The organism is Pseudomonas sp. FYR_7 (assembly GCF_043106155.1).
GTDB lineage: Bacteria > Pseudomonadota > Gammaproteobacteria > Pseudomonadales > Pseudomonadaceae > Aquipseudomonas > Aquipseudomonas parafulva_B.
In genome coordinates, this window is record NZ_JBICMI010000067.1 from 75,646 (window position 1) to 89,524 (window position 13,879).

Annotated in this window: 9 protein-coding genes and 1 pseudogene; 5 read left to right on the plus strand and 5 right to left on the minus strand. The window is 62.6% G+C overall.

The window, feature by feature from the left end:
* Window positions 1–113 precede the first annotated feature (113 nt).
* Window positions 114–1,004 carry a LysR family transcriptional regulator gene (locus ACF8R3_RS16555; protein ID WP_058602794.1) on the plus strand — a complete coding sequence of 297 codons (891 nt, stop codon included), beginning with the start codon at window positions 114–116 and terminating at the stop codon, window positions 1,002–1,004.
* Between the two features lie 137 nt (window positions 1,005–1,141).
* Window positions 1,142–2,536, plus strand: coding sequence for a VOC family protein (locus ACF8R3_RS16560; RefSeq protein WP_392515903.1), 1,395 nt, complete (start codon window positions 1,142–1,144; stop codon window positions 2,534–2,536).
* Between the two features lie 38 nt (window positions 2,537–2,574).
* Here the strand turns inward: ACF8R3_RS16560 and ACF8R3_RS16565 are convergent, their stop codons facing one another.
* From ACF8R3_RS16565 to ACF8R3_RS16575, 3 genes and pseudogenes are all read right to left on the minus strand, one after another.
* Window positions 2,575–3,435, minus strand: a complete 861-nt coding sequence (locus tag ACF8R3_RS16565) for a methyl-accepting chemotaxis protein (RefSeq protein ID WP_392515906.1) — start codon at window positions 3,433–3,435, stop codon at window positions 2,575–2,577.
* Window positions 3,430–4,473, minus strand: a pseudogene (locus tag ACF8R3_RS16570) (Cache 3/Cache 2 fusion domain-containing protein); the annotation flags it as partial. The gene ACF8R3_RS16565 and the pseudogene ACF8R3_RS16570, both read right to left, overlap by 6 nt.
* 155 nt (window positions 4,474–4,628) lie before the next feature.
* Window positions 4,629–5,555 carry a LysR substrate-binding domain-containing protein gene (locus ACF8R3_RS16575; protein ID WP_058602791.1) on the minus strand — a complete coding sequence of 309 codons (927 nt, stop codon included), beginning with the start codon at window positions 5,553–5,555 and terminating at the stop codon, window positions 4,629–4,631.
* 154 nt (window positions 5,556–5,709) lie between these two features.
* On the opposite strand from ACF8R3_RS16575, the gene ACF8R3_RS16580 reads away from it, so the two are divergent.
* The gene (locus tag ACF8R3_RS16580) at window positions 5,710–7,098 is read left to right on the plus strand and encodes a NorM family multidrug efflux MATE transporter (RefSeq protein ID WP_058638848.1); all 1,389 of its coding nucleotides are present in this window, start codon (window positions 5,710–5,712) and stop codon (window positions 7,096–7,098) included.
* A gap of 48 nt (window positions 7,099–7,146) precedes the next feature.
* On the opposite strand, the gene ACF8R3_RS16585 is transcribed toward ACF8R3_RS16580, so the two are convergent.
* Window positions 7,147–8,814: a bifunctional diguanylate cyclase/phosphodiesterase gene (locus ACF8R3_RS16585; protein ID WP_100852488.1), complete on the minus strand. Its 1,668-nt coding sequence runs from the start codon at window positions 8,812–8,814 to the stop codon at window positions 7,147–7,149.
* 290 nt (window positions 8,815–9,104) lie between these two features.
* Here ACF8R3_RS16585 and rep point away from each other — a divergent pair, with 290 nt between their 5' ends.
* Window positions 9,105–11,114 carry a DNA helicase Rep gene (gene rep / locus ACF8R3_RS16590; protein WP_058638846.1) on the plus strand — a complete coding sequence of 670 codons (2,010 nt, stop codon included), beginning with the start codon at window positions 9,105–9,107 and terminating at the stop codon, window positions 11,112–11,114.
* A 62-nt stretch (window positions 11,115–11,176) separates the two neighbouring features.
* The gene (gene xpt, locus ACF8R3_RS16595; protein WP_023532789.1) at window positions 11,177–11,749 is read left to right on the plus strand and encodes a xanthine phosphoribosyltransferase; all 573 of its coding nucleotides are present in this window, start codon (window positions 11,177–11,179) and stop codon (window positions 11,747–11,749) included.
* Window positions 11,750–11,809: 60 nt separating this feature from the next.
* On the opposite strand, the gene ACF8R3_RS16600 is transcribed toward xpt, so the two are convergent.
* Window positions 11,810–13,666, minus strand: coding sequence for an acetyl-CoA hydrolase/transferase C-terminal domain-containing protein (locus ACF8R3_RS16600; RefSeq protein ID WP_392515904.1), 1,857 nt, complete (start codon window positions 13,664–13,666; stop codon window positions 11,810–11,812).
* Window positions 13,667–13,879: the final 213 nt, after the last annotated feature.

Below are 13,879 nucleotides of genomic sequence, written 5' to 3' on the forward strand. Positions count from 1 at the left end.
AGACAGGTTGGATATGATGTGGATCAGTATTAATCCGATCAGTTAAGCGCAACAAACGACCTTTATTCCGCATATCATTCCGTCAGGTAATGATTTGAGCCCGTGAGAACGCTATGTCAAAACGTCTGGTGCCGTCCATGACCGCCCTGCAGTGCTTTGAAGCTGCAGCCCGCCACTTGAGCTTCACCCGAGCCGCCGAAGAGCTGCATTTGACCCAAAGTGCGGTCAGCAAGCAGGTGGCGCAGCTCGAAGACCTGTTGCGTCACCACCTTTTCCTGCGCATTCGCCGACGTTTACAGCTCACGCCAGCCGGCAGCCTCTATCTGGCCGAGGTGAACAAGATCCTCACGCAGGTCGATATGTCCAGCCGCTACGTGCTGACGTACGGGGAGCAGACCGAGATCCTGAAGGTCGCGACGCAGCCAAGCTTCGGCGTGCGCTGGCTGATCCCCCACCTCAAGGGCTTCGGCCGGCGGCACAGCAACATTCACCTGGACATCCGCAACGAAATGGAGCCCTTTTCACTGTTGCAGGGCTCGGCTGACGTCGTGTTCTTCTACGGCCAGGGCACCTGGCCGGGGGCCAGCTGCATCGAGCTGTTCGGTGAAGAAGTCGTGCCGGTGTGTTCGCCAGAGCTGCTGGCAGGCCGTGACCTGCCGAGTGCCGAGGCATTGACCGACCTGGTGTTGCTGCAAAGCACTTCACGGCCAGAAGCCTGGCACGAATGGTTCCTGGAGCAGGGCCTGCAAAGCGTCAGCGCGTACCACGGCCCGCGCTTCGACACGTTCTACATGGCCCTGAGCGCTGCCCAGGCCGGTTGCGGGGTGGCGCTGGTGCCGCGTTACCTGGTGGCGAAGGAGCTGGCCGAGGGCAGCCTGGTCGTGCCCTGGAATCATGCAATGCGCAGTGCCGGCGCGCACTACCTGGCGTATGCCGAACATGCCGCGGAAGTGCCCAAGGTGCGGGCGCTGGTGGATTGGATCGGTGAGCAGCTGCAGGCATGAAGCCCTCGACAGGAGGAGCACCCTACGCCTGTCTAGGTCGATCAAAAAAGGAATGACACGCCTACTTTTTTTCGCTTGTGGCCCGGGTGCATTCCCCGCTTTCATGTAAGGGTCAGCCATTAACCAGGAATCCAGCGATGCCCGCCCATGATTTCGTCAGCCCCGACAGCATCCGTGCGCAGTTTTCTGCCGCCATGTCGCTCATGTACAAACAGGAAGTGCCGTTGTACGGCAAGCTGCTGGCGCTGGTGAGCGAAATCAACCAGCAGGTGATGGCCGAGCAACCAGAAGTGGCGCAGGCGCTGCGCTGGACAGGAGAACTCGAGCGGCTGGGCCATGAACGCCATGGTGCTATCCGCGTGGGTACGGCCGAGGAGCTGGCGACCATCGCGCGACTTTTTGCGGTCATGGGCATGCAGCCAGTGGGCTACTACGACCTCAGCAGTGCTGGGGTCCCGGTGCACTCCACCGCGTTCCGTGCCGTGCATGAGCAGTCGCTGCACGTCAGCCCGTTCCGTGTCTTCACCTCGCTGTTGCGCTTGGAGCTGATCGACAACCTGCAGTTGCGGGAAATGGCCAAGGATATCCTGGCCAAACGCCAGATCTTCACCCCTCGCGTACTCCATCTGATTGAGCAGCGCGAACGCGATGGCGGCTTGAATACCGCAGATGCCCAGACTTTCGTACAGGAAGCCCTGCACACCTTCCGCTGGCACCGCGACGCTACCGTTACCGCCGAGCAGTACCAGCAGCTGCACGACCAGCACCGCCTGCTTGCCGATGTTGTCGCGTTCAAGGGCCCGCACATCAATCACCTCACTCCGCGCACCCTGGATATTGATACCATCCAGCTCAGCATGCCGGCCAAGGGCATCACGCCCAAGGCCGTGGTCGAAGGCCCCCCTCCCCGCCGCCACCCCATTTTACTGCGCCAGACCAGCTTCAAGGCCTTGCAGGAAAAGGTCGTGTTCTGCGGTCAGCACGGTAGCGAAGGCAGCCACACCGCGCGCTTTGGGGAAATCGAGCAACGTGGCGCGGCGTTGACCCCGAAAGGGCGCCAGCTCTATGACAAGCTGCTCGACATGACCCGCGTCGCATTGGGTGGTGCACCCGCCGAAGCCAATGCCGCACAGTACATGGCGATGCTCACAGACACCTTCGCCGCCTTCCCGGACGACCTGGTGCAGATGCGTGAGCAGGGCCTGGCGTATTTTCGCTATTTTGCGACCGAGAAAGGCCTGGCCGCGCGCGGTGAACAAGGCAGGCCAACTACCCTGCAAGGGCTGATCGACGCAGACCACGTGCATTTCGAGGCACTGGTATACGAAGATTTCTTGCCGGTAAGCGCCGCAGGGATCTTCCAGTCCAACCTGGGCGACGATGCCCGGGCCGAGTACGGCAGCAACGCCAACCGCGCGGCCTTCGAAGCGGCGCTGGGGCTGCAGGTGCAGGATGAACTGGCGCTCTATGCGCAAAGCGAGCGCCGCTCGCTGCAGGCGTGCGCGCAGGCACTGAACCTGGTATCGCTGTAAAGCGACACGTTGAAGGGGCACTTGGGTGCCCCACCGTGTCAGCGGAAACGGTCCACTTCCTGACGCAACTGCGCTGCCAACCCTTCCAGCTCCCGCGCTGTTAATGCCAGCTCGTTGGCCACCTCGCGCTGCTCACCGTTGGCCTGGGCGATGCTCTGCAAATTGCGGCTCAGCACGGTCGCTGTGCTGCTCTGCTCCTGGGTCGCCGTACTGATCACGGCAAACTGCTCACCCGCCGCACGGCTTTGTTCGTCGATGCGGGCAAGTGCCTGCGCGACCTTGCCATTGCGCTCCAGGCCGTCCTGCATCAGCTGATTACTCTGCTCCAGCGTGGTGATGGCATGCCCGGTCTGCTGCTGGATGCTGGTGATCATGCCGGATATTTCATCGGTGGCCTGACGGGTTCGCGCGGCCAGCCCACGCACCTCGTCAGCCACCACTGCAAAGCCACGCCCCTGCTCACCGGCACGGGCCGCTTCGATGGCAGCATTCAAAGCCAACAGATTGGTCTGCTCAGCGATGGCGGTGATGACACTTATGATGCTGCCGATCTCTTGCGAACGTGCACCCAGGCTGTTCACGACCGTGGCGGTGTCACCCAGGGCATCGGCAATCTGCTTGAGCGAGTGCGACGCTTCGTCCATGGCGCCGCGGCCCACGCGGGTCTGCTGGGCATTGTCGCGGGCCATGCGCTCGGTACCAGCCATGTTGTCGGCGATGTTCATGGACGTGGCGCTGAACTCTTCCACTGCGCCCGCCATGCTGGTGATTTCGCCTGATTGCTGGTCCATGCCCACACAGGCGCCAGCCGACAGGCCTGACAGCGAGCGGGCGCGGGTGCTGACCTGTTCGGAGGCACTGCGAATGTGCTCGACCATGTTCGAGAGGGCTTCACCCATCGTGTTGAAGCTGCGCGCCAACTGTCCGATTTCATCGTGGCTGGTCACGTTCAGCCGTGCGTTCAGGTCACCCGCTCCGAGCGCTTGTGCTTGCCGTACCAGATCATCCAGCGGGCGCAGCTTACGCCTGAGCAACCAGAGCGTGGCAGCCACGGCTATGAGCATGGCCAGCACGCTGCCGACGGCAAGGCGCAGCCCAACGCTCCAGGTTACCTCGCGGATCTCCGCCAGGGGCATGCTCGCAACCACCGTCCAAGGCCCTTCGGCAAAGGGCGCCGTCGCGCTGTACAGCGGCTGCTCGGCATTGGCCGGCGGCACCAGCCACTGGCCCTTTTCATCCTGCAGTGCCAATGAACCGGTTTGGCCAATGCGGAAGCGTTTGAGGTTGGCGAACTGGGCGTTCTGCGCATCGGTGTAATCGAAACCCACGAACAGCACCGCAATCACCCGGCCATTACCGTCGGTCATCGGCACGTAGCGCGTCATGTAGTTGCGGTCGAACAACACGGCACGGCCAACGTACATCTGCCCGGCCAGTAACTTGGCGTAAGCAGGGTGCTGACGGTCGAGCTGGGTACCGATGGCGCGGCTGCCGTCCTGTTTCTTCAGGTTGGTGCTGATGCGCACGAAATCGTCACCACTGCGCACGAATACCGTGGCGATACCGGCAGTCATCTGTTGGAAATCGTCCACTTGCTGGAAGTCGTTGTTCAATAGCTGATCGCCCAGGTACAGGGCCGGGGTTGCCTGCCCTGCGACCTGCACGGTCTGCCCTGCATGCAGCGACAGCCCTGATGCGAAGCGTCGCTCGAACAAGCCGCTCAAGCGCTGGGTATTGTCCTTGAGCGAGCCGTGGAACGTGTCAAGCTGGTCGGCCAGCAAGCGCGCCTCACTGGCCAGGTGGGCCTGGCGCGTAGCGAGGTTGGCATCGTCCAGTGAACGCAGGGCAAAAAGGGTACTGCCGGAAATCACCAGCGCCAGCACGATGGCGAGGGCGATACCGAGTTGCGAGGCAATCCGGGCACGCGGTTGAGGCATGGGCAAGCTCCTGGCAAGAGGCCGGGATCATCCTGATCACGCTGACCGCCCGCTTTTATTTGACGGAAAGCGCGCCCTCTTCCGGGACGCTGGTGCCACTTGATCGGCGTCGGCGCTGAATACTTGAGTGTCGGACCGGGATATAGCGCTCGCAATCAAAGGGCTGGCAGGATCACCACCTCGGGTAGCGCCATGGCATTCACCTCTGCTTGCAGGAAGGCACTGAGGCGGCGCAGGCGCTCGCCGCCCGGCCGGGTCCGCGGCCATACCAGGTAGTAGTCCATACCGCTGGGGACTGCTGTCGGCCATGGCAGGCTCATGCGCCCCTGCGCCACATCTTCGGCCACCATCATCAGGTCACCAATTGAAACACCGTAGCCTCGGGCCGCTGCAATCATGCCCAGTTCCAACGTGTCGAACACCTGCCCGCCCTTGAGCGAAACCCTGCTACTCAGGCCCAGGCGCTCCAGCCATACCCGCCAGTCACGCTTGTCCATTGTAGGGTGCAGCAGTTCGCTACTCGCAAGGCGCGCCGCGGTCCAGGGCCCGTCATCCAACAGCCCTGGTGCACCCACCGGCACCAGCAGTTCGGGGAACAGCTTGCGTACCTCCCACTCCGCCGGGAATACCCCATCGCCCAGCAGCACCGCGCAATCGAAAGGTTCCTGGTTGAAGTCCACATGGTCGACGTCCATCCAGGCACTGGTCAGTTGCACTTCATTGCCAGGCTGCAGCCGACGGAAGCGGCTCAGCCGGGCCAGCAACCAACGCATGGTCAGGGTGGACGGCGCCTTCATGCGCAGCATCTCGTCTTCACCGCGCAACGTGTCACAAGCACGCTCAAGCGCGGCAAAGCCTTCGCGCACACCCGGTAGCAGCACCCGTGCAGCTTCGGTCAGTTGCAGGCTGCGGCCGCTGCGCACGAACAGTCGGCAGGCAAAGTGATCCTCCAGCGTGCGAATGTGCCGGCTGACCGCGCTTTGGGTAATGGACAACGCTTCGCCAGCACGGGTGAATGAGTTCAACCTCGCCGTAGCTTCGAATGCACGCAGCGCATACAAGGGCGGTAACTTGCGGGTCATGAGGTTCCTTGTTCGGCGGAGATACGGCGACCTGCGCATAATATCGCCATGATTAAAACTCATGCCAATGATCGCATTTATCCTTTTGTTAAAAGCTGACCCAAGCTTCAGAATCGCCCTTCGTCCGCCACCGTCTTCGCCAAGGATCACATCCATGCACGTCGCACCTACCCACGAGCTCAAGGCATTACTGCGCTTGGCAGGCCCGCTGATCGCCTCGCAGCTGGCGCACATGCTCATGGTACTGACCGACACCCTGATGATGGCACGCATCAGCCCGCAGGCCTTGGCCGGTGGCGGGTTGGGCGCGGCGGGCTATTCGTTCGTGTCCATCTTCTGCCTGGGCGTCATCGCGGCGGTCGGCACCCTGGTAGCCTTCCGCCGAGGCGCCAATGACATCGAGGGCGCCACACGGCTGGCGCAAAGCGGCCTGTGGCTGGCCTGGGGCCTGGCCTTGTTCGCGGCGCTGGTGCTGTGGAACCTCGAACCTGTCCTGCTGCTTTTCGGGCAGCAGCCTGACAACGTCGCCTCGGCGGCCGAGTTTCTCACCCTGCTGCCGCTGGCGTTGCCGGGCTACCTGACCTTCATGGCCTTGCGTGGCTTCACCAGCGCCCTAGGCCGCTCTACGCCGGTGATGGTCATCAGCCTGGTAGGCACCGTACTCAACTACTTGCTGAACGTTGCGCTGATCGAAGGCATGTTCGGCCTGCCCAAGCTTGGTCTGATGGGCATCGGCCTGGTCACTGCGGTGGTCTCGATGGGCATGGCCATTGCCCTAGCGCTGTACATCCGCTGGCACCCGGCCTATGCCGCCTACCCGCTGCGCAAGGGCCTGTCGCGGCCATCGCTGCCAGCGTTGGGCGAGCTGTGGCGGCTGGGGCTGCCGATCGGCGGCACCTACATGGTGGAAGTAGGGCTGTTCGCTTTTGCGGCGCTGTGCATGGGCGTACTGGGCAGTACCGAGTTGGGCGCGCACCAAATCGCCCTGCAGATCGTGTCGACCGCCTTCATGGTGCCCACTGGCCTGTCCTATGCCGTGACCATGCGCGTAGGCCATTACTACGGTGCGGGCAACTTGCTCGCCGCGCGCAGCGCTGGCCGGGTGGGGATCGGCTTCGGGGCCATGCTGATGTTCGCCTTCGCTGCGCTGTTCTGGTTGCTGCCAGACGCATTGGTAGGGCTGTTCATCGACCGGGCCGACCCGGCGTTTGCCGCCATCTTCCAGCTGGCGGTCCAGCTGCTGATGGTAGCTGCCTGGTTCGAGCTGTTCGATGGCGTGCAGACCATCGCCATGGGCTCTATTCGCGGACTGAAAGACGCCAAGACTACGTTCCTGATCGGGCTGGTGTGCTACTGGCTCATCGGGGCACCCAGCGCCTGGTTGTTCACTTTCGTCTTTGGCGGGGGCGCGCTGGGCGTCTGGTGGGGGCTGGCCTTGGGGCTGGCGTGCGCCTCGGTGGCGCTGACCTTCGGCTTCGAATGGCGGATGCGGCGGCTGTTGCGCCACGCCGGAACACGCGCCGCAACGGCCACATCTGCCTAATTTCAACCCATTGAGGTGGCTTTGCGCATTGGCCAGAGGGGCGGACAGCTAGCCTGCAACCCCCACTTGGCGGTGTGACGACTGCAGCAGGAACGGGATCAGCGCGTCTACCGGCAGGGGCTTGCTGACCAGGAAACCCTGTACCTGGTTGCAGCCAAACCCGCGCAGCAAGGCCAATTGCGCTTCGCTTTCGACGCCCTCAGCCACCACTTCGAGGTTGAGATTGTGGGCCAGGTTGATCATGGCATGCACCAGCTTGCGGTTCTCTTCGCGCATATCCATCTGCGCAACGAAACTGCGGTCCACCTTGAGCAAGGTGATCGGCAAGCTGTTGAGGTGCACGAACGAAGAGAACCCTGTGCCAAAGTCGTCCAGCGAGAAGCGCACGCCCAGGCGGCCCAGTGCATCCATGGTCTGACGCACCCGCTCATTGCGCCGCATCACGGCCGTTTCGGTCAGCTCGAATTCCAGCCAGTGGGCATCGACACCGTACTCGGCAATTAGCCGGCTCAAGGTTGCCAGCAACTGGCTGTCCTGAAACTGCCGGAAACTGAGGTTGACCGCCATGTGCAACGGCGCAAGCCCCTGTGTGTTCAGGGCCTGCATGTCGCGCAGGGCACGGGCGATGACCCAGTAACCCAGCGGCACGATCAGCCCGCTTTGCTCGGCCAATGGCACGAACTCACTGGGCGGCAGCAAGCCCCGTTCGGCGTGGCGCCAGCGCACCAGCGCTTCGAGACCGACGATCCGCCCATCAGCCAGGTTCAAGCGCGGCTGATAGTGAAGCTCCAGCTCGTCACGGCGCAAGGCCCGGCGCAGCTCGCTTTCGAGATCGGCCAGGCTGCGTGCGTGGCGATTGATGCGCTCGTTGAAGACATGGAAGGTACAGCCCTGGGTGGCCTTGGCCTGACGCATGGCGATGTGCGCATGCCACATCAGCGGGTCGGCGCCACTCTGGGCGCGGGCGTGGGCCAGGCCCAGGCTGCAACCGAGCAGCAGGCTTTCGCCATCGACCCAGTAGGGCTCGGCCAATGCCTCGACGATGCGCTCGGCCATCCACTCGGCACGCCCTGGGTCGCGGCGGGTGTCGATCAGCAAGGCGAACTCGTCACTGCCCAGGCGTGCCAGCTGGTCGCCTGCTTCGAGTTGATGCTTCAGACGTAGCACCACCTGCAGAATGAGGCGATCCCCACTCTGGTGCCCCAGGGCGTCATTGACATGGCGAAAGTTGTCCAGGTCCAGATGCCCTAGGGCGACGCCGCGCCCGTCATGGTCGGCCAGGCGCGTGGCCAGCAAGGCCTGGAAGCCCTGGCGGTTGGCGATGCCGGTCAAAGGGTCTTGCTCGGCCAAGCGTTGCAGGGTGGCTACCAGTACACCTCGCTCGCGCACGTGGCGCAGGCAGCGACGCAGGCTGTCGACATTGACTTGGTCGCTCACCAGCCAGTCGCTGACGCCGCTGGGCGCCGCCTCTGGCTCGCTGTGCAACAGCAGGATGGTCGGCAGTTCACAACGACCGGGTGCTGGCTGCAACGCCGGCGTGGTCAGCACCACGGCCTGCCGGTCGCGGCTGAACAGACTGTCGACGGCATCCCAGTCGGGTGCCGTGAGCAGTACGGCCGCGCCCTTCAAGGCAGGCATGCACGCGTGCAGCAAGGCCGCCCACTCGGGCTCACTGGCCAACAGCAGCAAACGCATAGGTTCGACAGGCGCGGACAAGACGGCTCCTTAAGGCTCGACGATGCAACGTAGACCGATGAACAGGCCGACGCATTCAATGGAAATGATTTTCACTTGTAAGCGCGCCTTTTAACAGCCTGGTCCGACGTATTTTGTCGTGCATCCTGCGCGAAAGCAGACAAACCGGCAAATACGATTTTTTCAGGCGCAAGCATTAGCGGCGCTAATGGTCGTTTCGAAAGTCTGACTCGAACGTCAGACGGTCACGCCATGAACACGCATGCCTGTTAGAATGCGCGGCTATTTTCTGGCGACCCCCGGTTTCTAGCATGTCCCGACTCAATCCCCGGCAGCAGGAAGCCCGTGACTATGTCGGCGGCCCTCTTTTGGTGCTCGCCGGTGCAGGTTCGGGCAAGACCAGCGTCATCACGCGCAAAATTGCCCACCTCATCCAGAACTGCGGTATTCGCGCCCAGTACATCGTGGCCATGACCTTCACCAACAAGGCCGCCCGCGAGATGAAGGAGCGGGTTGCCAGCCTGCTGCGTCCGGGCGAAGGCCGAGGGCTGACGGTCTGCACATTCCACAACCTGGGCCTGAACATCATCCGCAAGGAGCACGAACGCCTGGGCTACAAGCCTGGTTTTTCGATCTTCGACGAGTCGGATATCAAAGCCCTGCTGTCGGACATCATGCAGAAGGAGTACTCCGGCGACGACGGCATCGACGAAATCAAGAACATGATCGGTGCCTGGAAGAACGACCTGATCCTGCCTCCCGAGGCCCTGGAGAAAGCACGCAACCCGCGCGAGCAGACCGCTGCGGTCGTTTACACCCACTATCAGCGCACGCTCAAGGCGTTCAACGCCGTGGACTTCGACGACCTGATCCTGCAACCGGTCAAGTTGTTCCAGGAACACCCCGAGGTGCTCGAGCGCTGGCAGAATCGCGTGCGTTATCTGTTGGTAGACGAATACCAGGACACCAACGCCAGCCAGTACCTGCTGGTGAAGATGCTGATCGGCATGCGCAACCAGTTCACCGTGGTGGGCGACGACGACCAGTCGATCTACGCCTGGCGCGGCGCGCGCCCCGAGAACCTGATGCTGCTCAAGGAGGACTATCCCTCACTGAAAGTGGTCATGCTGGAGCAGAACTACCGCTCCACCAGCCGCATCCTGCGCTGCGCCAACGTGCTGATCGCCAACAACCCGCACGCGTTCGAGAAACAGCTGTGGAGCGAGATGGGCGTGGGCGACGAGATCCGGGTGATACGTTGCAAGAACGAGGATGCCGAGGCCGAGCGCGTAGCGATGGAAATCCTCACGCTGCACCTGCGCACCAACCGTCCCTACAGCGATTTCGCCATCCTGTACCGCGGCAACTACCAGGCCAAGCTGATTGAGCTGAAGTTGCAGCACCACCAGGTGCCTTACCGTCTTTCCGGCGGCAACAGCTTCTTTGGCCGTCAGGAAGTCAAGGACCTCATGGCCTACCTGCGCCTGCTGGTGAACCCTGACGACGACAACGCCTACCTACGTGTCATCAACGTGCCGCGCCGGGAAATCGGCTCGACCACCTTGGAAAAGCTCGGCAACTATGCCACCGGCCGGGGCATTTCGATGTATGCCGCCAGTGAGGAACTGGGCCTGGGCGAGCACCTGGATGCGCGCTACACCGAGCGCCTGCAGCGCTTCAAGCACTGGCTGGACGGCGTGCGCCACAAGGTGGCGCTGGACGACCCCATAGCCGCCCTGCATGAAATGATCCGCGACATCGACTACGAAAACTGGATCCGCCAGCAGACCGCCAGCGACAAGGCCGCGGAGTTTCGCATCAGCAACGTCTGGTTCCTGGTCGAAGCGCTGAAGAACACCCTCGAGAAGGACGAAGAGGGTGACATGACCATTGAGGACGCCATTGGCAAGTTGGTGCTGCGCGACATGCTCGAGCGCCAGCAGGAAGAGGAAGAAAACGCCGACGGTGTGCAGATGATGACCCTGCACGCGTCCAAGGGCCTGGAATTTCCCTACGTGTTCATCATGGGCATGGAGGAGGAGATCCTGCCTCACCGCTCCAGCATCGAGGCCGACACCATCGAGGAAGAGCGCCGCCTGGCTTATGTGGGTATTACCCGCGCACGCCAGACGCTGGCGTTCACGTTCGCCGCCAAACGCAAGCAATACGGGGAAATCATCGACTGCACGCCCAGTCGCTTCCTCGACGAACTGCCCCCCGAAGACCTGTCCTGGGAAGGGCTGGACGATGCACCGGTCGAGGTCAAGGCCGCACGCGGCAACAATGCCCTGGCCGACATCCGGGCGATGCTCAAACGCTGATCAACCATTACTCTTAAACACTGCCGCTGTTTGCGGCCATTTCTGTTCCGAGGAATACCATAGTGGAAGCACTGCATCAGAAGATTCGCGAAGAAGGCATCGTGCTTTCCGACCAGGTTCTCAAAGTCGATGCGTTTCTCAACCATCAGATCGACCCGGCGCTGATGCAGCTGATCGGTGACGAGTTCGCCCGCTTGTTCGCCGATGCCGGCGTGACCAAGATCGTCACCATCGAGGCGTCGGGCATCGCGCCTGCGGTGATGACCGGGTTGAAGCTGGGCGTGCCGGTGATCTTCGCGCGCAAGCACCAGTCGCTGACCCTCACCGAAAACCTGCTGACGGCTTCTGTGTATTCGTTCACCAAGCAGACCGAGAACACCGTGGCCATTTCGCCGCGCCACCTGAGCAGCAGCGATCGGGTGCTGGTGATGGATGACTTCCTGGCCAACGGCAAGGCGTCCCAGGCGCTGATATCGATCATCAAGCAGGCCGGGGCGACCGTGGTAGGCCTGGGGATCGTGATCGAGAAATCGTTCCAGGGCGGGCGCGCTGAGCTGGATCGCCAAGGCTATCGCGTGGAGTCGCTGGCGCGAGTGAAATCGCTGGAAGGCGGTGTGGTCAGCTTCATCGAGTGATGCGGCACCGGCTCGCTCGCATCCGGGCACAGGGGGCTGCGTGGCAGCCCCCTGCCGGTTTCAAGTCGCCGCCAGGCCCGCCAACAGCAACCGTTGGTACAGCGCTTCTTTTAGCCCCTGAGGCTGGTCAAATTGCATCCGTGCCAGATGCCGCTCATACCCTTGCGGCTCTGGCGCCTCCAGCGTGGCCTTGCCCAGTTCGAGCGCCTCGCTGAGCTTGAACTTGCTTTTCAACCAGTTCAGTGCCCGTAGCAAGTCCTGCTCTTCAACCGTGAAATCGGTTCCCATGGGGTATTCCGGGAACAGCTGTGGGTGCTGTGCCTGGACCGCGGCCAGGCGCTGCGGCGTGTTATCGGCAAAGCGCCTGTCGAGCTGAAAATCTTCCGCCAATTTGCCAGCGTTTTTGGCCTGCTCGATCAGGCTCTCCTGGAACCGGGCGTCACACACCGCAAGCAATCGCGCAATGACCTCGCTGTCGGTCTGCCCCCTGAGATCGGCGATGCCATATTCGGTCACCACGATATCGCGCAGGTGGCGGGGAATGGTGCAATGGCCGTAGTTCCAGAAGATGTTCGACGACACCTCGCCGCCCGCTTCGCGCCAGCTGCGCAGCAGCAGTATCGAGCGGCCACCTTCCAGCGCGTGCCCTTGGGCGACGAAGTTGTACTGCCCACCTACCCCGCTCAATACTCGCCCGTCTTCGAGCTGATCGGCCACACCCGCACCGAGCAGGGTCATGCCGAACACCGTATTGATAAAGCGTGCGTCTTGTCGCTGGCGACGTTTGAGCTGTTCGTCACCGTAGAGCTCGTTGACGAAATTGATCCCGGTCATGGCAAACCGTGCGCGCTGCTCAAGGGTCATGTCGCGCAAGCGCTGGTAGAACGCTTGCGGGCCGAGGAAGAACCCCCCGTGCAGGATCACTCCCCGGTCATCCACAGCACGCCGCAGCACGCCCGCCTCGGCCAGCGCCAACAGCCCGTTGACGAACATCTCGCTACAGCCGTACAGCCCCTGTTCGAAGGGCGCGAGCCCCCCTTCCCGCTCGATCAGTGCCTGCGTGGTGCCCGCGCCAAGACCGTCGAGCGCTGCACGGTAGGCAACGTTATCGCTCTGGCGGGCGAGCAGCGCGGCGGCAACCGCGTCGCCCATGGCACCAATCCCGATCTGCAGGGTGCCGCCGTCGCGCACCAGGCTGCTGGCATGCAGGCCAATGCAGTGGTCCTGCGTGGTGACCGGCATGTTGGGCGTTGAAAACAGTTGGCGCTGCTCGGCTTCGTCCAACAAGAGGTCGAACGCATCCATTGGCAACTCGGCATCACCGGGCATGTACGGTAGCTGCGCATGCACCTGGCCCAGCATGAGAATGGTCTCGCCAGCGGCACGACGGCGTTCGACCATGGGTAACAGGTCCAGGGTGATGTCCGGGTTGCAGGCCAGGCTCAGGTGGACAGGCCGCTCCGGCGTAGCCGCCACCAGCTGGGCGATGAGGTTCAGGCCCTTGGCATTGATGTCTCGCGCGGCATGGCTGTAGTTGCTGCTGACGTAATCCTGTTGGGCCGACTCACTGGCAAGCAGGCTGCCAGGCTGCATGAAGAACTGTTCTACGCGAATGTTCGGCGGCAGGCTGTCATTGCGCAGATCGGCCAGATAGTGAAGCTCTTCGTAGTCGCCGAACACGCGCTCGACGAAGGGCTCGAGCAAGCGTTGCTGCAAGCCATCACCCAGCGCTGGTCGCCCCAGGGAGAGGGCTGTATAGATGGTCAGACGGCGTTCGGGCAACTCACGGATGCGGGCATAGAGTGCGTTGACGAACGCATTGGGTTTGCCCAGGCCCAGCGGCAGACCCATGTGGATATGGGTTGGCAGGCGGGACAGGACCTGTTCGACGGCCTGGTCGATGGAACTGAGGTGCATCGAGGCCTCCTGGTTCGTGCTTGGGCTCAGGAGGTTCGACAGGCAGGTGGACAGGTTGGTTGCCTGGGCGGGAAGCGGAAGGCGCAGACAATTGGACAAGCACTGGCAGCCACTCGACAATTCGGTGGCCTTCATGCACAGCGCAGGTCTAAGCGTACGCGGTGCCTGTAAGAGCGGCCTCGCCGGGGCGCCGGACCGGCCGGGATGGGCCGC

Bases quoted from the DNA above. Each gene is read 5' to 3' on its own strand.
- ACF8R3_RS16555 (WP_058602794.1), top strand. From the start codon at position 114: ATGTCAAAACGTCTGGTGCCGTCCATGACCGCCCTGCAGTGCTTTGAA.
- ACF8R3_RS16560 (WP_392515903.1), top strand. From the start codon at position 1,142: ATGCCCGCCCATGATTTCGTCAGCCCCGACAGCATCCGTGCGCAGTTT.
- ACF8R3_RS16565 (WP_392515906.1), bottom strand. From the start codon at position 3,435: ATGGGTGAAGCCCTCTCGAACATGGTCGAGCACATTCGCAGTGCCTCC.
- ACF8R3_RS16575 (WP_058602791.1), bottom strand. From the start codon at position 5,555: ATGACCCGCAAGTTACCGCCCTTGTATGCGCTGCGTGCATTCGAAGCT.
- ACF8R3_RS16580 (WP_058638848.1), top strand. From the start codon at position 5,710: ATGCACGTCGCACCTACCCACGAGCTCAAGGCATTACTGCGCTTGGCA.
- rep (WP_058638846.1), top strand. From the start codon at position 9,105: ATGTCCCGACTCAATCCCCGGCAGCAGGAAGCCCGTGACTATGTCGGC.
- ACF8R3_RS16600 (WP_392515904.1), bottom strand. From the start codon at position 13,666: ATGCACCTCAGTTCCATCGACCAGGCCGTCGAACAGGTCCTGTCCCGC.